The organism is Arcticibacterium sp., from assembly GCF_055134445.1.
This window is the reverse complement of record NZ_JBSRVI010000158.1, coordinates 26608-47577: the sequence shown is the minus strand read 5'-3', so window position 1 is coordinate 47577 and position 20970 is coordinate 26608. Positions and strand designations below refer to the sequence as shown.

Genomic DNA, 20970 nt, shown 5'->3' with positions numbered 1-20970 from the left:
TAGCGAAATGCAGAAAATAGCGATTATTCTTTGTTTGTTAGCATGTTTCTCATGCTCCAAAAAAGAAAAAGACAAACCGAATATAGTTTTTATTTTTACAGATGACCAGACTTTCGATGCTGTAAATGGGCTCGGAAACAAACAAGTTAAAACACCCAATCTAGACAAGCTCTTTCAAAGTGGCACCACTTTTTCACATGCGTACAATATGGGTTCATGGAGTGGTGCTGTATGTACGGCTTCTCGTTCTATGATCATATCTGGAATGTCTGTTTGGAACGCCAACAAAAACAGAGAAAATTGGCACCAAAAAGACTCAGCTTCTATAGCACAGACTTGGCCAAAGCTCATGGAAAGTGCAGGCTACGACACCTACATGACCGGAAAATGGCACGTGGACGTTCCAGCCGAATCAATTTTCCAGAACACGGTACATATAAGACCAGGCATGCCTGATGATTCCTACAAAAATGCTAACATGGGACAAGTTTTTAAAGAGCAAGTAGCAACAGGTAAAAAAACTTTTGCCGAGGTGATGCCAAATGGTTATAACAGACCATTAAGTCCTACCGATAATTCTTGGAGCCCAACAGATACCAGCAAAGGTGGATATTGGCAAGGCGGAAAACACTGGAGTGAAGTCTTAAAAGACGACGCCAAAACCTTTATTAACAAAGCTTCTACCAAAGATAACCCCTTCTTTATGTATTTGGCTTTTAACGCTCCTCACGACCCACGTCAAGCACCACAAGAGTTCTTAGATTTATATAACGTGGAAGATATAGAAATACCAGCAAGCTTTCAGGCAGACTATCCATTACATGACGAGATTGGTGTAGGACCAAAACTGAGAGACGAAGCTTTAGCACCGTTTCCTAGAACTGAATTTGCCATAAAAACGCACTTAAAAGAGTACTATGCCTTAATATCTCATCTTGACCATCAGATAGGAGAAATAGTGAACGAATTAGAAGAAAAAGGTTTGATGGAAAACACTTATATTTTCCTTACAGCAGATCATGGATTAGCTATGGGTAAACATGGTCTACTAGGAAAACAAAATATGTATGACCATAGCATGAGGGTTCCTTTATTGGTCGCTGGACCAGACGTGCCAAAAGGCACGACCAACGACCAAGACGTTTTTCTTCAAGACATCATGGCCACCAGCCTAGAATTAGCACAAATAGAGAAACCAGCTTTTATAGAATTTAACAGTTTACTATCTAAAGTTAAAAATCCTGAAGAAAAGTCTAAACTTAACGGCGTTTATGGAGCCTATCTGGGTCTTCAAAGAATGATGAGAAAAGATGGCTACAAGTTGATCGTCTATCCCAAAGCCAAGCAAACGCTCTTATTTGATATGACCGCAGACCCGTTGGAGATGAATAACCTTTCAGAAGACCCTGCCTTTGAAGATAAGAAACAAGAACTCCTAACAAACCTAATTGCAAAACAAAAAGAGCTTAATGACGAACTTGATTTAAGTCCTTTTTTGAATAGCAGCAAATAGCTTTAGTTCTATCATTTTTTTGAATATCAATTCAAAAATTAACGAAAGCCCTTAAGGAGATCTTGAGGGCTTTCGTTTTGGCAATTAGCTAAGATCGTTAAACCCGATTTATGCATAAGGCAATCTCCCGATTTTATCAGGACCGTAGCTAAATTGCTTCAGATTAGTATACTTCGCCAAGCTCAGCACAGGCAACATCCATTTAAACTCAATCACCATAGCCCTTAGACATTAGCTCAGGGTAAACGCGATGCTAATTTCCTTTAATTGTCTCATTTATTGCACTTTAAAACGCATAACGATTCCCCCGTATAAATCGGGTTAATCTGCCTTAGCCAGCTCTTCTTTGGGTTTCGTTCGCATTAAACCCACCATCATGACTAAGGCTGTCAAAATAATTACTTGTATCACCAAGGAGTTATTCACCAAGTCAATGGATTGACTTACAGGAATACTTAAAAACAAAAGGATAGTAATTAAACCCCGAGGAGCCAGATAAACGAGCGGACTTATTTGCAATCTGAATAACTTTAAGAAAACCATTCTTAACACAAATAAGCCAAGTGTAATCAAGACCGCCCAAGAAATGGTATCTACATTTAATATTTCTTCTATTTCAATAAGAAATCCAAATAAGAGAAAGAACAAAGCCCTTATTAAGAATGTTATTTCAGTAGTCAGCTCTTTGAATTTATGTACCTCCTTATTGAAGTTGATTGGGTGAAACTGCTGAATGAATTTATAGTGCCTTAATTCATCTATATTTCCCATAAACAAACCAAATAACAAGATAAATATGAGTGCTGGTAAATGAAATATTTTGGAAAAGGCATAAATAAGTGTCAGTAGGATGATAATAGGAATGAATTTTATGTGGTGCTTTATTTTATGTAAGAATAAAGCAAGAGCTAAAGTGGCTATAAAAGAAACAAAAAGCATACACAAAATTTGCACTACGAAAAACAGAATAGACTCTGTATTGAAATATTCATTTAGCGTTATGAAATTGAAAAAAATAACGCCAAATATATCCGAGAAGCTACTCTCATAAGTAATGAATTCCTTGTCTTTTGCCAAGAGATTAACTGCACTTGGAATAGCAATGGCACTGCTTATGACCGCAAAGGGTATGGCGTTGGCCAAAGCAATCTTGAAAGGAACCTGTCCAAAATACTGAAAGACATAGGCAAGACCAAAACTTAAAAGTATTAAAGGAATTAAAGCGAGAAGCGATGACTTTCTAATGACTTGAAGTTTGGATTTATTAATCTCTAACTCTAAAGAACCTTCTAAAACAATCAAGATTAAACCCACAGTACCTAAAACGGGTAATACTGGCGTAAGATCAGGGATATTTATTGAAAAAAAATCTCCTACCTGTTTGGTCAAAAAGCCCAATACTAGGAGTAGGATGACAGACGGAATTCGAGTTTTGGCTGAAGTAATATCAAAGAGATAAGCCATTAAGATCAGTATACAAATCGTAATAATTACAGTCATACACAAAAAATTATATGGATAAAAAGATTCTTGAATATCTAAGAAACATTACCGCTCTTACTTTGGGTTATTAAATTTTATTCAACGCATATCGTCCTTATGAACAAAGCTTCTTATAAAGTCGAATGTTGATATAAGTTCGTGATTATACTAAATGCTTATTTAAAATAATATGTCAGATCATTAACATGGCTACGATTTAATTACTTTAATGAAATAAAATCTTCGTATTGTTTTAATTTATATCATGTAAACTATCTGAACGTACACACAGTTTATATATGACGCAAGCACAGAATATGCTCTTCAATATTTAACCCTGAATTATGAACAAGGATATCGGCAATGTCTTTAAGGCTGATATTCAAAATTTCTAGTGCTACTTTCTTGGCGAGTACTATTCCCATTACGGATTCTAACATTCAAAATATATGCTTCGGGAATGTATGAATGAATGACAAGAACGCTTCCCTAAATTTATTTAGCAAGTTGTTTTTACTTACCAGAAACACTTTGAAAAAGACAACTTTTTACGCTTCTTATTAAACGCCTACATCACAGTACAGGATACCTTTTGGTACTTTTAAGCATATGTTTGAAGTTAAAAACCGGAATTATTCCTTTTTAATACCGAATAATTTAAAGTAAAAAAATGAATCTTTAAGAATGAGACTACTACTATTAGCACTGTTTTGCCTTCACTTGTTTCCTTTGCAAGCTCAAAAACAACAATCCCAAAAGCCGAACATAATATTCATCTTGACTGATGACCAGCGATTTGATGCTTTAGGCTATGCGGGGAACAAACTGATTTCTACGCCCGAAATGGACAAATTGGCTGAAGAGGGTACCTACTTTCAAAATGCTATGGTAACCACGCCTATTTGTGCGGCAAGTAGGGCAAGTATACTTACTGGGATGTATGAGCGTAAACACAATTTCAATTTCCAAACAGGAAATATTCGAGAATCATATATGATGAATTCTTATCCCACTATTCTAAAAGAGAATGGTTACAAAACAGGTTTCTATGGGAAATATGGTGTTAGATACGACAATTTAGAAAGCCAGTTTGATGAATACGAATCCTACGACCGGAATAATGCCTTTCCTGATAGAAGAGGTTATTATTATAAAACCATTGGAGAAGACACCGTACATCTTACTCGCTATACAGGACAGCAAGCCATTGATTTTATTGACAGATCAGAAGCAGATAAACCTTTCTGTCTTTCGCTAAGCTTCAGTGCTCCTCATGCACATGACTCCGCAAAGGATCAATACTTTTGGCAGAAGGAAACAGATGAATTGCTTCAAGAAATCGAAATGCCCGATCCCGACCTTGGCGAAGATAGCTTCTTTGAGTCTCTACCAAAAATAGTGCGTGATGGCTTTAACAGATTACGCTGGACATGGCGTTACGATACTCCAGAAAAATATCAGCATAGCGTTAAGGGTTACTACCGCATGATTTCAGGTATTGACCTCGAAATAGCCAAAATTCGTGCGGAGCTTAAGAAAAAGGGATTAGATCAAAATACGGTTATCATTCTTATGGGTGATAATGGTTATTTTTTGGGTGAGCGACAACTAGCCGGAAAGTGGCTGCTTTATGATAACTCTATTCGGGTGCCACTTATCGTCTTTGACCCTAGACAAGTCAAGCAAAAGGACAGTGACGTAATGGCATTAAATATTGATGTACCCCCTACTATTTTAGAGCTTGCTGGTATTAAACAACCTGCAGGCTGGCAAGGTAAAAGCTTGATGTCCATTGTAGAAAACTCAAATAAAGACTTTGGTCGAGATACGGTGTTAATAGAACATATTTGGGAGTTTGAAAACATTCCGCCTAGTGAAGGTGTTCGTACCAAAGGCTGGAAATATTTTAGATATGTCAATGACCAATCCATTGAAGAACTGTACAATCTCAAAGACGATCCTAAGGAGATAAACAACCTGGCTAAAAATCTTAAGTATCAAGAAAAGCTAAAGGCCTTTCGTCTAAAAACGAATAAACTTATTCTAGCATATTCTGATGAATATTCTGAAGGGCCTCGCGATTTGATTGTGGAGTGGATAAGAGATACTAAAGATGTTGAAATAATAGATAGCAAACCAGAATTTGGTTGGGTCGTGCCAGATGGTGCCGTTACCCAATCTGCCTATCAAGTTTTGGTGGCTTCTTCTGAAGAAAACATAAACAATAACATTGGTGATGTTTGGAATAGTCAGCAAGTGCGTTCCAATAGATCTATTGAAATAGAATACCAAGGTCAACCTTTAACTCCTGGAAAAACATACTACTGGAAATCACGTATTTGGGATCAAGACAATCGACTTTCCAGATATTCAGAGATTCAATCTTTTAAAATGGGTAGTCCACGAAAGACCATCACAACGGCTAATAGTTTCCAAATTGATAGAATCAAACCTTCTGTTTTCGAAAAGCGTGACAAAACCTACTTTGTAGATTTCGGGAAAGCCGCTTTTGGCACCATTGATTTTACATATAAGGCAAAAAAGTCACATGTCTTAACCTTTAGAATTGGGGAACAACTGGACGGCGAAAACATAAACAGGACGCCGTTTCCTAAAAGCCATATCAGGTATCAAGAAATTAAAATTCAGGTTAAGCCTGGCCAAACCGAATACCAGCTTCCTATAAAAGTAGACCGAAGAAATACCTTGCCGGGTAAAGCTCTACCACTCCCAGATGGGTTTCCAGTTATGATGCCGTTTAGGTATGCCGAAATAGAAGGTGCAAAAGAGCCCTTAGGTCCTCAAAACCTTACACAGTTAGCTTATCACAGTTATTGGGATGAGTCTGCCAGTGCTTTTATAAGCTCAAACGATATCCTAAATCAAGTATGGGATATATGTAAATACACCATCAAAGCCACCACTTTTAATGGGCTTTACGTAGATGGTGACCGAGAACGAATTCCTTATGAGGCGGATGCTTATTTGAATCAATTAAGTCATTACACGACCGACCGTGAATATGCCATTGCAAGGCAAACCATAGAGTATTTTATGGAGCATCCCACCTGGCCTACCGAATGGCAACAGCACGTGGCACTGATGTTCCATGCTGATTATATGTATACAGGAAACACGGAGCTTATAGCGAAGTATTACGAAAAACTAAAATTCAAAACACTTTATGAGCTGACAAATGAAGATGGCCTGATAACTTCTACCAAGATGACTCCAGAATTAATGGCAAACCTTGGTTTCCCTGAAACCATGAAGGAGACTTTTAGAGATATTGTAGATTGGCCCTCTGCCGGCTGGGGAGGTGACCCTTCCAACAAAGGTGAACGTGATGCCTATGTTTTTAAAGATTATAACACCGTGGTGAATGCTTTTTATTATCAAAACATGAAAATCATGTCAGAATTTGCCAAAGTTTTGGGCAAAACCCAAGAGGCAACCGACTTTGAATTGCGTGCTCTAAAGGCTAAAAAAGCGGTGAATGATCAAATGTTTGACTCGAAGCGTGGCGTCTACGTGGATGGCATAGGTACAGACCACGCGGCCTTACATGCCAATATGCTTCCGCTTGCCTTTAATATGGTTCCTGAGGAGCATCTTCAATCTGTGGTAGAACATGTGAAATCTCGAGGGATGGCCTGCAGTGTTTATGGCTCTCAATATTTAATGGATGGTCTTTATAATGCAGGAGCTAGCGATTATGCCTTAGAACTTTTGGTAGATACCAGTGACAGAAGTTGGTATAATATGATTAGAGCAGGCTCAACAATGACTTTAGAAGCATGGGATTTGAAGTATAAAAATAATCTCGATTGGAATCATGCTTGGGGAGCAGTACCTGCCAATGTAATACCAAGAGGCCTTTGGGGAATTCAACCTAAAACTCCGGGTTTTGGCATTGCCAGCATTAAACCACAAATGAGTAAATTGAAAAATAGTCAAATTGAAGTGCCTACCATAAAAGGAACCATCAAAGGGAGCTATGAATTTATAAACCCACGTTTACAGGTATTTGAAATTGAAATTCCTGCAAATATGGTTGCTGAGTTTGAGATAGCTCCTGAACCCGGAAAAGAGTTGATGCACAACGGCCAAAAAGTAAATGCTGCTTTCAGCTCAGTCCGTTTGAGCCCAGGAAAACATGAAATAAAATTAGTTATAAACTCATTTTAAAAAATCCGACTAGCGAAAAAGTGAGTGATTAATCTAATTTTTAGGAGCGTTCGATATCTTGATATCGAACGCTCATTCTTTTCAGATGAATCTGGAAGTCAAAATATTTAAATAATGTCTTCTTTGCCCGTTTTAGAAAGGTGTCTTCATCCTATCACATAGAGATTGAAAAAGGTAAGTGATGTATGAGGAGGTAAACAGTCTTGCAAATTCTGGTTCCCTGCCACTTTTCTCTGCGTGTCACCAAATAATGTCACATTGACCACCGTAAAGGGATATTTTTCTTTGAATTTTCAATTAAATTGTAAGGATTAGAACTAAATGTTTGCACTTCTGATATTATGCCAATAACAAGCAGGTACTTATTTGACCATTTTGAAAAGTAGCTCGTTATAAGGTTTGTAAAGCTCATACTTTCCGAATAAATTAGCATCCTATTGAAAAGATACCTAAGAATAAATTTATGACGAAATCCAAATTTCGCCGCTCTGTATTGCTACCTTTTATAGTAACTTTCTTACTTCTCGGGGCTTCTTCTTGTTCCGAAATAAAAGACAAAAAAGTACTTTATTTTGCTCATTCCTTACCTATTACACACCCTGTGCATAAAGGAATTCTGGCATTTCAGGAGTCGTTGAATGAAAAATCGGAGGGTAAACTCCAATTAAAAATATTTCCGGATGCTCAGTTGGGAAGTGAACGTGAAGTACTTGAATTGCTGCAAATTGGTAGCGTAGCTATGACCAAAGTGAGTGCAGCATCTATGTCGAGTTTTGCCCCAGAATATGAAGTTTTGGGAATCCCATATTTATTCAAAGATTCGGAGCATTTATTCCGTGTATTAGAAGGTGAAATAGGAAAAGAGCTTTTAGCTGCAGGAAGCGAGTACTTACTTCGAGGCTTATGTTTTTATGATGCAGGGAGCCGCAGTTTTTATGCAAAAGAAAAGGCTATTCAAACACCTAGCGATTTGAAAGGCATGAAGATAAGGGTGATGAGCGATAAAATGTCGGTGGATATGGTGAACACATTAGGCGGTTCTGCCACGCCAATGGCTTACGGAGAATTGTATACGGCCCTGCAACAAAAAGTTGTTGATGGAGCAGAAAATAACATCCCATCGTTTGTGACTTCAAACCATTATGAAATCTGCAAATACTATACTTTTGACGAGCATAGCATGATACCTGACGTAGTGGTTATGAGTTCTACTTTTTGGAAAACATTAAGCGAAACAGAAAAAAAATGGGTACAAGATGCTGCCAACGAAAGTGTCGTTAAAGAAAAACAATACTGGAAAGAAACCGTAGAGGAAAACATGAAAGTGCTTAAAGAAGCTAATGTTCAATTTATCTATCCTGATAAAACCTTGTTTTCCGATCAAGCGGAAGCTCTTACCAAAATTTTGATGCAAGATCCTAAAAAGAAAGCAATGATTGAGCGTATCAGAGCTGTTGGTGTTCAAGAATAATAGCCAATTATCAACATATAATTCAAAATGCAAAAAACATATACTTTTCTTAGTAAATCCATCGAAAACATGCTCGTGGCCATCTTCGGTTTGCTTGTCATAGACGTGGTTTGGCAGGTGGCTTCTCGCTATATCATTGGGCAATCGAGCTCTTTTACTGAAGAATTTGCCCGTTTTTCATTGATCTGGCTTGCCATTTTAGGTGCAGCTTATATAAACGGACAAAAAGAAGGACACCTATCCATGGATTTTCTTGTCACCAAATTGCCTCCAAAGAAGCAAGTGGCACGCAAGAAAAACATTCAATTATTTATGATATTATTTGCCATTGTTGTTATGGTTATTGGTGGTGGTAATCTTGTATATATCACTTTAAAACTTGGACAAACATCCCCAGCTTTACATGTGCCTTTGGGTTATGTTTATGCCATTGTTCCAGTCAGCGGCTTACTTATTATTTTCTTTTGTGTTCATCGAATTTTAGAAGATAAAGAATAAGACTCAATATCTAATGTCCATCACTTACTGCTAACTGAAAAAACAAAAACATGAGTATCGAAACTATCAGCATTATTTTGTTATTTATTACATTTTTTGGATTACTGGCTTATGGCGTTCCAGTGGCGTACTCCATTGGAATTTCGACAACATCTACACTTCTGCTCAATATTGCGTTTATGCCTGCCATAACTACGGCTTGCCAACGCATGACAACAGGGATTGATAATTTTGCCTTACTGGCCATTCCGTTTTTTATATTGGCGGGAGAGGTGATGAATCGAGGAGGGATTGCCAACCGACTAATTGCCTTTGCAAAATCTTTAATTGGAAGTCTTCCCGGTGGAATGCTCTATGTAAATACACTTGCTGCAATGCTTTTTGGAGCCATTTCGGGTTCGGCCATTGCTGCGGCATCAGCTATTGGCAGTACACTCACCGAAAAAATGGCAAAAGACGGCTATCCACGAGACTTTAGTGCTGCCGTAAATATTACTTCTTCTACCACTGGTTTGCTAATTCCGCCAAGCAATGTCTTCATTATTTTCGCACTGGCTAGTGGTGGTACAGCTTCTGTAGCAGCACTATTTATAGCAGGTTATATTCCAGGTTTATTAGTAGGAGCCACCATTATGCTTATGATTTACCTATATGGTAAACGCAATGGACTGCCGATGGGTGAACGTGTTAGTTTGAGACAATTATTTATTGACTTTAAAAACTCTATTCTAAGCCTTTCGCTGCTTTTTATCGTTGTAGGCGGAATAGTTGGCGGAATTTTTACAGCAACAGAGGCTGCCGCAATTGCCGTAGTTTATGCCGTTATTTTAGGCTTTATAAATCGAGAATTAAAACTAAAAGATTTTAGATCCATTTTGCTTAAAAGTGCCAAAACAACTGCCATAGTTATGTTTTTGATTTGCACATCTATGGCGATGTCCTGGTTGTTCTCATTTGAGAGCATCCCACAAATGTTTACCGACTTTCTCATAGAATCTGTAAAGAATCCCTTTTTGGTGCTTTTGGTTATTAATATTACGTTGCTGGTTGTAGGTACCTTTATGGACATGACACCCGCTGTACTCATTTTTACACCTATCTTTTTACCAGTAGTAATGGCCTTGGGCATGCACCCTGTTCAGTTCGGTATGGTGATGGTACTGAATCTTTGTATTGGCGTTTGTACGCCACCAGTTGGTACACTTTTATTCGTAGGCAGTGGCGTGGCAAAAGTGCCAGTGACCAAAGTTATAAAGAAACTCATGCCGATTCTCGGGGCAATGACCATCGTTCTTTTAATCATCACGTATGTTCCTGCTATATCACTTTGGTTGCCAAGGTTTTTCGGGTTGATTGAGTAAGGTTTTCATGATATGAGCCGCTTTAGTACCTGCTGTGAATAGGAAGTCTCATCAGTAAAAAGTAAGCTGTGAGAATTACTTATTTGAAAATATTCTCAGATAGGAGTCCATGTAAAAAGAGGCTGTCTCACACTTTTGAGACAGTCTCTTTTTTATCTTTAGCAGCTTTGTAGGTCAGCATGGTATAGAGTTCTACATCTAAAAGGCTATTTTTCGTCTGTAGCCAGAAATTTTCACATATTTCTGGCTATAATAACTTTACTAAATCTTCCAAATCTTGATTTTTAGAGTTATGCCCAAATTCAGAATTTAACAGCTATCCCCCAACTTTTGGTTTTGGTCCAACAGAAGAAACAACGCTTCAGCAGAATCTTTCAAGCGAGGCGTCGCAGCGTGCTAAGATAAAAGCTTTTAGATCTAGGTTTAGAGGTGTCAGGAGTATTGAATTCTTCCTTTTTAGACTATGTCAAATTTATGCTTAAAGAATTCATCCCCCAAATTTTGCACTTGACCCCAGTTACATACAAAAAAATAACCTGCTAAAATATTTATTAGCAGGTTATTATAAAACAACTATGTGACCTCGCCAGGACTCCTGTAAAGTTTATATTTTATTGATAACTAAATGGTTATGAAACCATGTTGACACATTGTTGACAGGTTTTAGTGCTTTTTGCCTGTTTCGGCTATTATTAGGCCGCCGATGGCCATGATTAAGCTTCCGGCTGCTACTCCGTATGTTGACACGTTCTTGCTTGCTTTATAACTTAATGATTTGGATTGAGCATAAATAAGGCTTCCTCCCAAAACCAATGCTCCTGCAGCAACTAATCCGCCTCCTGCTCTTACTGTTTTGAATTGCTCTTCATTTATTTCTATAGGCGGAGATGCTTCAATGACGCTTTTTTTAATATTCTCAGAATAAAGTGATTGTGCTTTTAACGTCGACGAAAGCAAGCAAAACGTCAGAATTAGAAATTTGCTCATGGATTTTCTCATATTATTGATTTGATTTTTCAGATAGAAAGCCGGACACTATGAGACTAAAAAAGTCATATATGTCGGGCTAATTTCTATTGCTCAGTAGGAAGGTTTGTATAATTTTTTTTCGCGGCCTTTGCTCCAAAGTACTCTGCCTTCTCTTCCATCAGGACATTGATTTTTTCTAAGGCTTCTATGTGTTTGTCGTACAGTTCGGGCTTAGTGATGACATCCCCCACCTTTTTTAGAGGCTCGTTTTCTTCGCCATAAAAAAGCCAATTTGGGTCTATTCTGTATTTAGTTAAAAGTATACCCAAGGCCTCTACTGTTAACTTTTGTCTACCTGATACTACTTCAGATAGTTTGGTGCCGGAGATGCCCAGTTCTGCAGCTGCTTCCTTTTGTGTTCTCCAGAATTCCTTCACGATTTTATTAACCTTATTACCTGTCATAATTTAGAATGTTTATAAATTAGACTTGCTTACGAATTATAATTCCCAATCGTTTGCAAGTTTCCCTGATTAGGAATTATGTTTGCATATGTAAATTTTACAGCAGCAAATATTACACCAAATGTCTATAAAACAAAAAATGATTATTCCTAAAAAGAAAAAGGACGTGCTTCCTAATGAGCTCAGGAAGTCTTACTGGGCAGCCAATGCTAAAGACTTCTGTGAAAAGCATGGTGGCTTAACAGAAACTGCAAGGCTTTATTATGAAGCAATGGGCATTAAGGATTCTATCCTTATGAAATCAAAACTTCAAAACATTATGAATCAAAGGGCGGGGCTGGCTTCTTCTGCGGAGTTTGTGACCAGGCTTTTAAATCTTAACACTAAATGAAAAAACCTATGATACCCATTTATGCGATAGTGGCCTTTGCTTCTTTTACTGCAGGCGTACTGGCCCACTCTTTTTTAACCAAGCAGCATAACAGGAAATTTAAAAACCGATACCCAAAAGAGAAGTTATGGACAAAATAAATACGAGAAAACTCTTACTGAGCATTAAGGCGAACGAACTACCGGAACACGAAAAGCCAGCCGCAATAGAGCATCTGGTGGAGGAGATATTTCAATGTGATGAGGTGATAAAGGATCCTGAGACGGAATTTCATGTAAGGAGAGAGTATAAGGGTTACCGTTCGCAATACAACATAGCATTAACCAAACTTAAATCTATATGAAAACGATAAATAACCTCTTTCTTGACTTTAAGGAAGTTCTGAAGATTCTGTTTCTTGAACAAAAGAAACCCGCTCTACTTAAGAACTGTGACTGGAGGAAGCTGCATAAAGTTTACTGCCATATTTCTGAAGAGCATTACGATAAACTAGACCATTTAAGAATAGTGTGCGGGATAGCCCAACTACGCGAACAATGCACTAAGCCTTGCTCTAACGGCAACTGCTCTGAATATGATCAACACATTTACACGGAAGATGCAAAAGCGATAGTGGAGCTGATAGATTTTGAACTCCAAGACATGGTAAAAGTAAGCTTGATGGCAGAGAGCCTGAGCTCTGGTGTGGCAAAGGCTTTTCAGGATATACCTGGTATGCCTAAGCTGAATTTTGGATTTGAGAAAATGGATGATGTGATTAATGAAAGTTACAAGCATTTATCACGCATAAAAATGCAACTACAGAAATGACCGAAAAAGAAATAATAGAAGCCGTGGTGGCGGGTGAGGTGGTTTTGGATGAACATCCGAAACTTAAAGCTAGACTAGAAGCTAGACTAGAGCGTCTTAAACATCTCCAGAAAAACTTAAGTAGCCAGCAAGAAGCTGAGCAGCTTACCTACCAGATTACTAGCCTAGAAGATTTTTTGCAAGCTTAAACCCCTATTATGTCCCAAAATCTAACATTTGACCACATTCTGTCTGCAGATCATGGCGAAAGCTATATCCTAGAGATTATGCCTGAGCTTCTGCCATGCTTTACGCAATGGCCAAAGAAAGTGAAAGTGGCACTTAGGGAGGATGACAAATCTGCATCTACTGGTATTTTTAAGCACAGAGAAAGTGGCCACTGGATGGTTAAGGATTTTGGTGGCGGAGAGAACAAAGCAAAATCTGCGATATCTCTGTGTATGGAGCATGAGAACTGTGACGGCTCTGAAGCTTTCAAGATCTTAGCAAAGTTTTATGGCCACAACCTTACCAATGCCAAAATTACAGAGGCTAAACCTGCCTACAGCTCACGCCCAGCTACTGCAGATGACCAACCCGGACAGATTAAAAGCCTTAAATACCGCGACCTGAAGGAAACGGACTATAGACTCATATTTTCTGACAAAGTGTGGAAAGAGCTGCAATGGAATGGCGTGGCTGCTAAGGATGACAAAGCCCGAAACGAACATGCGAAGGCCTTATTTACCTACTACAGATGCAAAGCCCTGGTGAGTTATGAGCATGTGGCCAAAGATGGCTCTAAGGTGCATATCTGGGAAGCCACTGAGACTTACCCGATGTTTGCGATTGATGAAACGGAGTTTCAGAAAATATACAGACCGCTGGCTACTCAAATGCGGTTTATGTATGCCGGGAAGAAGCCTGACAGATACCTGCATGGTTTAGTGCAGCATCAGCAGTTTTTGGCTGATAATAAGGCCAAAAACAATAAGGCCACGGCGGCTATGGAAGCTGCAGACCCTTCTGCAGATGGTGAAACTGAAACGCAGAAACAAAAAGAACTACTGCCAGAACGATTTCCTGAAGTGATTTTAGGATCTGGTTTTACCGATGCAATTAATATGGCTGGCTGTGGTTTTAGGACTGTTTGGAAAAATTCGGAATCGGATGATTTAGAGTTTAACCAGATGAAGGCCTTACGCAAAATAGCACATAAGGTAATGCAGCTGCAGGATTTGGACGCTACGGGCATGGCGAATGCTCTTAAGATAGCTTCTCAGTATCTGGATATTCATACGATTATTCTGCCTAAGGAGCTGCTGAATTTTGCGAGCAATAATGGCAAGCGAATGAAAGATGTGAGGGATTACCTGAGAAAATGGACGCCTTACAACTTTAAGAAACTGGCTGACGAGGCTCTGCCATTTAAGTTTTGGGACGAAATGAAAGCCGTGAATGAAAGTGGTACGCAGAAAATGAGGTTTGGCAGACCGCTGTGGATTTATGAGTTTAACCAGGTACGTGGTTATAATTTTCTGCAGATGAATGGCTTCTGGAGGCTAGAAGAGCCAAAAGAGAAAACAGGTTTTCAATTTATACAGATTCAAGACCAGATCATTAAAAAAGTGGAAGCTCAGGCGATTAAGGACTATATAACGGGCTTTTTAAAGGACAGGCAAATGCCTGAGGACTTAAGAAACAAGATTTATAAAACGCCTTATCTGAATGACCAGTCTCTAGCCAACCTAGAATACTTCAAGCCTAATTTTAAGTACTACAGTGCGGATTACCAATACTTCTGTTTTGAAGAGCCGAGTGGTAAAAACACCATTTATAAGGCTACTGCTACCACATTGGAGCCTGTAAAAGTACCTGACGTGTACTTCTGGGAGCATAAGATTTTGAAGATGGAAACCGAAAGGAGGGGCAAAATAAGCACCGGAAGTTTTAAGCAAATGGATCCGTTTTTTAAGGCTTACAAGGAAAACGACGAATGGAAACTGGAGCTCTCTGAAGATAGCTGTGATTTTATGAAGTTTCTGATAGGTACTTCTAAGCTCCACTGGCAAGCGGAACTGGAAGAACGCATGGACTTTTACAAACTGAATGATGAGGAACGCCTAAACTATGCCAAAGCCAACGAACTGGCAGAGGAAGATATAGAAAACCTGCTGAGCTTTGGCAACAAAAAGAAGCAGGAAGCCTACACTGAAAAGTATAAATGGCGGCTAGATGGCCCTCTTTTAACGGCTGACGAAGTGGCTGAACAAGAGCTCTGCTATATTAACCGAGTGTATGTTATAGGCTACCTGATGCACCGCCATAAAGACGACGCTAGACCATGGGCTGCATTCTTAATGGACTACAAGGTTTCTGACGAAAGTGCCAGCAATGGCCGTGCCGGAAAGGGTCTTATAGCTAAAGCTCTATATAGGTTTTTAAAGCACTTTCATAGAGATGGCCGTAAACAGGGGCTGCTAGATTATGAGCATATATGGGACGGTGTGGACGAAAACACCGAGCTGATACACCTGGAAGACTGGGACCACTATCAGCCGTTTCCTAGGCTTTTTACGCCGCTTACTTCTAGCTTAACCAGTAACCCAAAGGGGAAACAACAGGTGAGTTACTCTTACCCTCAGTACGGGAAGTTTTTGATAGATACGAATTTTGCGGATAAATACACCGATGGCTCTAGTAAGGGGCGTAAAATCTACTCTGTTTTCTCTGATTATTTTCATGAGGACTTGGAACAATATAATGAAGTAAGAACACCCATAACGGAGCTAGGAAGGCGACTTTATGACAAGCGTGACTGGGATACAGACGAGTGGAACAGGTTTTACAACTTCATGATACAGTGCCTGCAGTTTTACTTAAGCGTAGATGAAAAGATAGACCCGCCGTTTAGCAACATTACGAAACGTAATAATCTGGCACTGATGGGCGAAAACTTCCAAAGCTGGGCTGACACTTTCTTTGAAAACAACTTTAATGCTGAGGTAGATAAAGTGGCTGCTCAGGAAGACTGCAAGAAGGTGGCCAATATGCAAAAGCTTACCCCCCACTCTTTTATGAAGAAAATGATAGCCTGGTGTGAGTTTAACGAATACGAGCTGAACCCCATGGACGTGGACGGATGGACAGAAGGTGGCAAGCGGAGCAAGTACGGCTTTATTAAAAAGAATGTGCTTAAAGATGGCTCTCAGAGCGAATACACCAGCAAAATATTTTTGCATGTGAGGAATAAATATCATTCGAGTTTTGAAACCCAAAATCTATTTCAATAATGAGTAGACAGTTATCTATAGAACCCAGACCTGCAGAACTAGCTGCAGACTTAGCGATAGACTTAGGCTTTAATAAAGACATCAAAAAGGCCTATGCAGGAAACAAAGCCGCCGGAAGGAGGGTACGTAAAACCTTAAGGAAAATAGAGTTGGCTGCCAAAAATGGCAGAAAGGAAATTCTAACAATTATGCAGCATGGAAAAGACCAATAAGCCCAGCATGGAGTTTCCGAAATATTATGTGCACAAGAGCATTAAGCAATACATACGCTTAGAAAATGAATGTGACGGGCAAATAATAAGCATGGAAGATGTGGTATGTGCTACACCGGGCAAGCTCTGCTACAGATTCTTTAACTACTCCTTAAGGTCTACAGACCCAGCTACTATAACGGAGCTTTATAATGGTAAAAATGGAAGCTATTTACCTACCAATAAAGATGCATGGAATAGGGCGATCCAAAATTACGAGGCTTGGGTGAAGGAAGCCTGGGCGAGCGTATTCAAGAAAGTGTAAATCAATTTTTTAACAATAAATCAATTTTTCAAAAATGGAAACAATCAATCTATTACAAGAGCAACTGGACAGCCTAAAGGTGGATTTTCAGAAGTTTGAAGGTGGTAATAAAGCCGCCGGAACTCGTGTGCGGGTAACTGCCCAAAACATGAAACATGATCTTCAACATTTGAGACAACAGGTGCAGGCCAAAAAGGCTGAGAAGAGCTGAAAGCTTTCTTGTGGTTCTGGGTGTCGCAGGCTCCGAAATGGAGTCTGCAGCACTAAGGGCTGCGACCTGAATATTTAATCAATCAAAACCTTAATTAAAAGATGTATATACTAGTAAAAACGAGCAGCTATAGCTGCAAAAATAGGCTTCAGGATGCTGTTTATGAGATGTTGGCGGAGCATGATAGGACCGTATTTCATACTAAAGAGGAGATCTTGGTTTTTCAAACTTCTATAGAATACCAAATAGAACTTCTTAATCAAGAATATAAGCGATGCAAGCCGCTGAGTTTGTCAATTTGGCAACATGAAATATCTGAGCCAGATATGTTTATTGCGGTTTATGATGTGGTTCATTTTGCGTTTTATCATGGGAAGGGGGTGGGTACAGATGTCATTGCTATAGATGATGTTCAAAAGCCTACAGAAATGGAAGCTTTGCTTTCTGAGGTGGCGGATTCTGGTGAGGAGTTAAGTCTATTTCAAAACTTAGAGAAACTAAACCGATTAGATATAGAAGACTCCAAGGGACGTGTAGGTGCATGCTATTCTTTTATATCTGCAGACAAAGTACAAGGGGGAGCCAAGGTTTCCATGGGTGCACCGGAAGCGGCAATCTTCAATATTATCTCCGACAAGGTTATTCCGATTTTGTTATTAGTTAATAGAGAAGCCTACACGCAATCAAAAAAGGAGGTGGGTAATGACTAAGATGAATTTAGAAACAGAGCAAGCCCATAAGATTCAATTATTTATAGATGCGGATATTTGGAATGAAACTAATTTGAAAGAATGGAATAGCGTGTTTTATGACATTGCTGATATCGAAGAATTAGCTGTGGCGGTAGGCTCTTGCATTATTAATAATAGCGAAGGGATGACCGTAGAAGGCTTTGGAATCATACCCAAAAAAGAAAAGAATGGCGAATGGGCGTGGTGGGTTAAAAACATAGACCCTAATAAGCTAACTAAAGGTATCTATTATGTAGACCTAGAAGAGTATTATGAAGCGGTTACGATAGAATCCATTGAAACTGTAATAATTAAAGAAAAGGAGGTGGGTAATGGGTAGGTTATGGACAGATGCTGAGGACAAGTATATGGTGGCTCATTATGCCGATACTTCTACTGCAGAGCTGAAAACTCATTTAAAAAGAAGCCCTATCTCTGTTTATCAAAGGGCTAGAAATCTTGGACTGTGTAAGTCTAAGGCGTTTATTAAAGAACATCAGAAGGATAATTTTAAGAAGCTCTCTAATGCTGGCAAAGCTTATCGATTCCCTAAAGGTCATGAGCCTGCCAATAAAGGCTTAAAGCAGACAGCTTACATGTCTGAAGAGAAGATTGAGCGAACTAAGCCAACTCGTTTTAAACCAGGAAGGCTCCCACATAATACAAAATCTGGTGATGGGCATATTACGATCCGAAAAGACAAGCGTACCGGAAATTCATATAAATGGATAAAAGTGAGCATGGGTAAATGGCAATTACTTCATAGGGTGGTTTGGGAAAGAAAGCATGGGGATATAGACCGGAAGACTATTGTCACTTTTAAAGACGGTGACTCTCTTAACTGCGAATTATCAAACCTTACTACCATCAGCATGAAAGAGAACAGAATTAGAAATGCTGGGTGGTCTACGCTGAATGATAATTATATAGCTAGCCTGCTAGCGAAAGAAGGGAGGCAAGTGAATGAGGACTTGAAAGAAGAGGTAGAGCAATACCCTGAATTATTAGAATTAAAACGAAATCAAATAAAACTCAATCGACATGTCAAACAACACAGAAATAACCAGTAACGGTCTTGTGATAGCAAGTCAAACAATAGCTGCAATGCCTGATCTTACGAAAGTAAGCAACATGCTTATGGAGCAAATGGAGAAACAAAAAGGCAACCCCAATGAAGTGCCTGTAAGTGAAGCTATGTGCCAAATAGCCGGAAGAGTAATGGATGTGGCCAAGATTCAAATATCTGCAGCTGCACTTATACTGAAAGCTCAAAGCGATGCGTAAAATAACAGCTCACAGCCAAGCTATGACTCGTAGAAAACAACAGTATGAGCAGCGAGATTTAGACTATCAAAACCTTCTCTGTGACTTGTTAGAGTTACGACTTAAAGTGCCTGGGCCTATATTTTTTTCTGAGGTATGGCAGCGATTTCAAGACGCTAAGAAATTTGGGCTAAACCATGTATGCCTTACTAAGAACTACAAAATAGTTATGGACACCATGGTGGAGCAAGGTAAGGCCGTGCATGTGAAGCAGAATCATTATAGAATTATTAAACCTTAATAAATAACATGGAAGAATTACAAACAGAAATAAAAAACAAGCTTGACGAAATACAGGAAGCTGAGGTAGTGGTTTTTAAGCTTAAAGGTGAGCTTAACGAGTTTATGATTATGAGAGGCGACAAGATGAGGGAGTTTCCCTATTTAGATGATTTAAGGGAGCTTTCTGATACTAGTGAAATTATTAAAACTGACGAGCTATGACGCTAGCATTTAAACAAAAAATAGGCGATTGGGAAACTAGGTTTCCTGAGAAGATATGGCGTTCGCTTAATTCTCCTATAACTGCGGAGTTAGCAAACTACATGCATTCTGCTTTTTATAAAAAAGCGGTAGACCCTTTTTTTACGCCAAAGAAGCATTCTATCCGCTCTGGCTCCAGGTGGCGACCAGGAATGAAAATACATATGGTGATAAACAACAGGACTAAAAATCGCCTGCAGTTTGCCCCAGTGATGACATGTAAGGCTGTGCAAACTTTTAAGATAAAATACCACAGACCGAGCCATTCCGAAACACGAGCTCGTGTTTTTATTGACAACATAGAGCAGGGTGAAGCTGTTTGGGTTAACTGTCAACTTAAAAATGCGTCTTATACTGTAGAGCAAATTGCGTTGAATGATGGCTTTGATGACGTGAATGGATTCTTCGAATACTTTAAAGAAGATTTTAAGGGTCAAATTATTCACTGGACAGATTTAACATATTGAGCTATGACTATAGAAATGGCAATTGGAATATTGGTGACAATGCAGGTGGTTTATGCTTTTGTACTTTTCATTTTCCTGAAGTACTTCAATCATAAGCTTAGGGTCTTTGGTGAGATGCCTATTAGGGTCAGTGAATTTCAGGCACCGTGCCCTGCCTGTGGCAACCAAGTGGCCAAGGTGGCTATAGATGAATGGGGCTGCTGTGCCAGCTGTATGGCGTTAAAATGTGGACCCTGCTGAAAGAGTAAAACCCCACACTGCCCGATTGGGTGGTGGGTTTCTTTAAAAATTATATATTTTGTTATAATTAGTAGGTGGTGCATAGATAGTGAGGCTCTGTGTTAAATGAGGCGAAGTCTTGAAAAATGGACAGGTAGTAAAAATGAGGGACTAACAGCCACCTATTAATTATAACGAAATAGTATAGATGACGTATTTTAATTTTTGAGCGATGGAAAAAATATGGGTTACTTTTCAAAATTCTGGTGGGCTATACTCTAGGGGGTTAGGGAAGGTTTATTTCTGGCTACAAGAGCCAAGCTATATGTATTACAAGCCGTGGAAAGATTCAGAAATGAACGGATTGAGTACTTATGGCTGGCACATACCACCTAATGGTAAATGTTATAGTGTAGGAGATTTTTTTGGATATGATTCTGATATATCACATTTTATATGGGATAGTCTTGCAGATTTTTTTGGAACTGATAAATTGATTGATTGGGATTCAAAAATAAAGGGGAAAACCCCTGATTTATTCTTGCTAGAATTAGATTTAACAATTTCATTTTGTGCGGCTGGCAAAAATTAAAATATGTTA

The 20970-nt window shown here is 39.0% G+C and carries 27 protein-coding genes; 22 read left to right on the top strand and 5 right to left on the bottom strand.

Annotated elements, in window-relative coordinates; all coding sequences use genetic code 11:
* Window positions 1-7 precede the first annotated feature (7 nt).
* A complete protein-coding gene (locus ACTBZY_RS20420) occupies window positions 8-1513 on the top strand; it encodes a sulfatase-like hydrolase/transferase (protein WP_463048232.1) in 1506 nt (501 codons plus the stop codon).
* 321 nt (window positions 1514-1834) lie between these two features.
* Here ACTBZY_RS20420 and ACTBZY_RS20415 read toward each other — a convergent pair whose 3' ends face one another.
* Together ACTBZY_RS20415 and ACTBZY_RS20410 are read right to left on the bottom strand one after the other, a co-directional pair.
* Window positions 1835-2977 (bottom strand): cation:proton antiporter, encoded by a 1143-nt coding sequence (locus tag ACTBZY_RS20415; RefSeq protein WP_463048231.1) that lies wholly within the window; start codon window positions 2975-2977, stop codon window positions 1835-1837.
* A 311-nt stretch (window positions 2978-3288) separates the two neighbouring features.
* Window positions 3289-3435: a hypothetical protein gene (locus ACTBZY_RS20410; RefSeq protein WP_463048230.1), complete on the bottom strand. Its 147-nt coding sequence runs from the start codon at window positions 3433-3435 to the stop codon at window positions 3289-3291.
* 244 nt (window positions 3436-3679) lie between these two features.
* Between ACTBZY_RS20410 and ACTBZY_RS20405 the strand changes: the two genes are divergently transcribed.
* From ACTBZY_RS20405 to ACTBZY_RS20390, 4 genes are all read left to right on the top strand, one after another.
* Window positions 3680-7183, top strand: a complete 3504-nt coding sequence (locus ACTBZY_RS20405) for a family 78 glycoside hydrolase catalytic domain (protein WP_463048229.1) — start codon at window positions 3680-3682, stop codon at window positions 7181-7183.
* A gap of 463 nt (window positions 7184-7646) precedes the next feature.
* Complete coding sequence (locus tag ACTBZY_RS20400; protein ID WP_463048228.1) at window positions 7647-8654, top strand: TRAP transporter substrate-binding protein; 1008 nt, start codon at window positions 7647-7649, stop codon at window positions 8652-8654.
* 27 nt (window positions 8655-8681) lie between these two features.
* Complete coding sequence (locus ACTBZY_RS20395; RefSeq protein WP_463048227.1) at window positions 8682-9152, top strand: TRAP transporter small permease; 471 nt, start codon at window positions 8682-8684, stop codon at window positions 9150-9152.
* Between the two features lie 56 nt (window positions 9153-9208).
* Window positions 9209-10513, top strand: a complete 1305-nt coding sequence (locus ACTBZY_RS20390) for a TRAP transporter large permease (RefSeq protein ID WP_463048245.1) — start codon at window positions 9209-9211, stop codon at window positions 10511-10513.
* A 663-nt stretch (window positions 10514-11176) separates the two neighbouring features.
* Here ACTBZY_RS20390 and ACTBZY_RS20385 read toward each other — a convergent pair.
* Both ACTBZY_RS20385 and ACTBZY_RS20380 read right to left on the bottom strand, forming a co-directional pair.
* Window positions 11177-11500: a hypothetical protein gene (locus tag ACTBZY_RS20385; protein ID WP_463048226.1), complete on the bottom strand. Its 324-nt coding sequence runs from the start codon at window positions 11498-11500 to the stop codon at window positions 11177-11179.
* Between the two features lie 86 nt (window positions 11501-11586).
* Window positions 11587-11946 carry a helix-turn-helix domain-containing protein gene (locus ACTBZY_RS20380; protein ID WP_463048225.1) on the bottom strand — a complete coding sequence of 120 codons (360 nt, stop codon included), beginning with the start codon at window positions 11944-11946 and terminating at the stop codon, window positions 11587-11589.
* Between the two features lie 121 nt (window positions 11947-12067).
* Between ACTBZY_RS20380 and ACTBZY_RS20375 the strand changes: the two genes are divergently transcribed.
* From ACTBZY_RS20375 to ACTBZY_RS20300, 16 genes are all read left to right on the top strand, one after another.
* Window positions 12068-12337: a hypothetical protein gene (locus ACTBZY_RS20375; RefSeq protein WP_463048224.1), complete on the top strand. Its 270-nt coding sequence runs from the start codon at window positions 12068-12070 to the stop codon at window positions 12335-12337.
* Complete coding sequence (locus ACTBZY_RS20370; protein ID WP_463048223.1) at window positions 12334-12477, top strand: hypothetical protein; 144 nt, start codon at window positions 12334-12336, stop codon at window positions 12475-12477. Before ACTBZY_RS20375 ends, ACTBZY_RS20370 begins: the two co-directional genes overlap by 4 nt.
* Window positions 12465-12680, top strand: a complete 216-nt coding sequence (locus ACTBZY_RS20365; RefSeq protein ID WP_463048222.1) for a hypothetical protein — start codon at window positions 12465-12467, stop codon at window positions 12678-12680. Before ACTBZY_RS20370 ends, ACTBZY_RS20365 begins: the two co-directional genes overlap by 13 nt.
* A complete protein-coding gene (locus ACTBZY_RS20360; RefSeq protein WP_463048221.1) occupies window positions 12677-13147 on the top strand; it encodes a hypothetical protein in 471 nt (156 codons plus the stop codon). Before ACTBZY_RS20365 ends, ACTBZY_RS20360 begins: the two co-directional genes overlap by 4 nt.
* Window positions 13144-13335, top strand: a complete 192-nt coding sequence (locus ACTBZY_RS20355) for a hypothetical protein (RefSeq protein ID WP_463048220.1) — start codon at window positions 13144-13146, stop codon at window positions 13333-13335. The genes ACTBZY_RS20360 and ACTBZY_RS20355 overlap by 4 nt, the downstream gene beginning before the upstream one ends.
* Window positions 13336-13344: 9 nt before the next feature.
* Window positions 13345-16419, top strand: coding sequence for a hypothetical protein (locus ACTBZY_RS20350; RefSeq protein ID WP_463048219.1), 3075 nt, complete (start codon window positions 13345-13347; stop codon window positions 16417-16419).
* Window positions 16419-16631: a hypothetical protein gene (locus ACTBZY_RS20345; protein ID WP_463048218.1), complete on the top strand. Its 213-nt coding sequence runs from the start codon at window positions 16419-16421 to the stop codon at window positions 16629-16631. The genes ACTBZY_RS20350 and ACTBZY_RS20345 overlap by 1 nt, the downstream gene beginning before the upstream one ends.
* Window positions 16615-16935 carry a hypothetical protein gene (locus ACTBZY_RS20340; RefSeq protein WP_463048217.1) on the top strand — a complete coding sequence of 107 codons (321 nt, stop codon included), beginning with the start codon at window positions 16615-16617 and terminating at the stop codon, window positions 16933-16935. The genes ACTBZY_RS20345 and ACTBZY_RS20340 overlap by 17 nt, the downstream gene beginning before the upstream one ends.
* A gap of 34 nt (window positions 16936-16969) precedes the next feature.
* Window positions 16970-17146: a histone H1 gene (locus ACTBZY_RS20335; protein WP_463048216.1), complete on the top strand. Its 177-nt coding sequence runs from the start codon at window positions 16970-16972 to the stop codon at window positions 17144-17146.
* Between the two features lie 101 nt (window positions 17147-17247).
* On the top strand, window positions 17248-17856 hold the full coding sequence (locus ACTBZY_RS20330; RefSeq protein ID WP_463048215.1) for a hypothetical protein: 609 nt from the start codon (window positions 17248-17250) through the stop codon (window positions 17854-17856).
* Between the two features lies 1 nt (window position 17857).
* Complete coding sequence (locus ACTBZY_RS20325; RefSeq protein WP_463048214.1) at window positions 17858-18217, top strand: hypothetical protein; 360 nt, start codon at window positions 17858-17860, stop codon at window positions 18215-18217.
* Entirely contained in the window at window positions 18210-18947 is a 738-nt protein-coding gene (locus ACTBZY_RS20320) for an HNH endonuclease signature motif containing protein (RefSeq protein ID WP_463048213.1), read from the top strand. The genes ACTBZY_RS20325 and ACTBZY_RS20320 overlap by 8 nt, the downstream gene beginning before the upstream one ends.
* Window positions 18919-19161, top strand: coding sequence for a hypothetical protein (locus ACTBZY_RS20315; protein WP_463048212.1), 243 nt, complete (start codon window positions 18919-18921; stop codon window positions 19159-19161). The genes ACTBZY_RS20320 and ACTBZY_RS20315 overlap by 29 nt, the downstream gene beginning before the upstream one ends.
* The gene (locus ACTBZY_RS20310) at window positions 19154-19441 is read left to right on the top strand and encodes a hypothetical protein (RefSeq protein ID WP_463048211.1); all 288 of its coding nucleotides are present in this window, start codon (window positions 19154-19156) and stop codon (window positions 19439-19441) included. Before ACTBZY_RS20315 ends, ACTBZY_RS20310 begins: the two co-directional genes overlap by 8 nt.
* An 8-nt stretch (window positions 19442-19449) precedes the next feature.
* On the top strand, window positions 19450-19644 hold the full coding sequence (locus tag ACTBZY_RS20305) for a hypothetical protein (RefSeq protein WP_463048210.1): 195 nt from the start codon (window positions 19450-19452) through the stop codon (window positions 19642-19644).
* On the top strand, window positions 19641-20150 hold the full coding sequence (locus ACTBZY_RS20300; protein ID WP_463048209.1) for a hypothetical protein: 510 nt from the start codon (window positions 19641-19643) through the stop codon (window positions 20148-20150). Before ACTBZY_RS20305 ends, ACTBZY_RS20300 begins: the two co-directional genes overlap by 4 nt.
* Window positions 20151-20287: 137 nt before the next feature.
* On the opposite strand, the gene ACTBZY_RS20295 is transcribed toward ACTBZY_RS20300, so the two are convergent.
* Window positions 20288-20473 (bottom strand): hypothetical protein, encoded by a 186-nt coding sequence (locus tag ACTBZY_RS20295; RefSeq protein ID WP_463048208.1) that lies wholly within the window; start codon window positions 20471-20473, stop codon window positions 20288-20290.
* Window positions 20474-20601: 128 nt separating this feature from the next.
* Here ACTBZY_RS20295 and ACTBZY_RS20290 point away from each other — a divergent pair, with 128 nt between their 5' ends.
* Complete coding sequence (locus ACTBZY_RS20290) at window positions 20602-20961, top strand: hypothetical protein (protein WP_463048207.1); 360 nt, start codon at window positions 20602-20604, stop codon at window positions 20959-20961.
* Window positions 20962-20970: the final 9 nt, after the last annotated feature.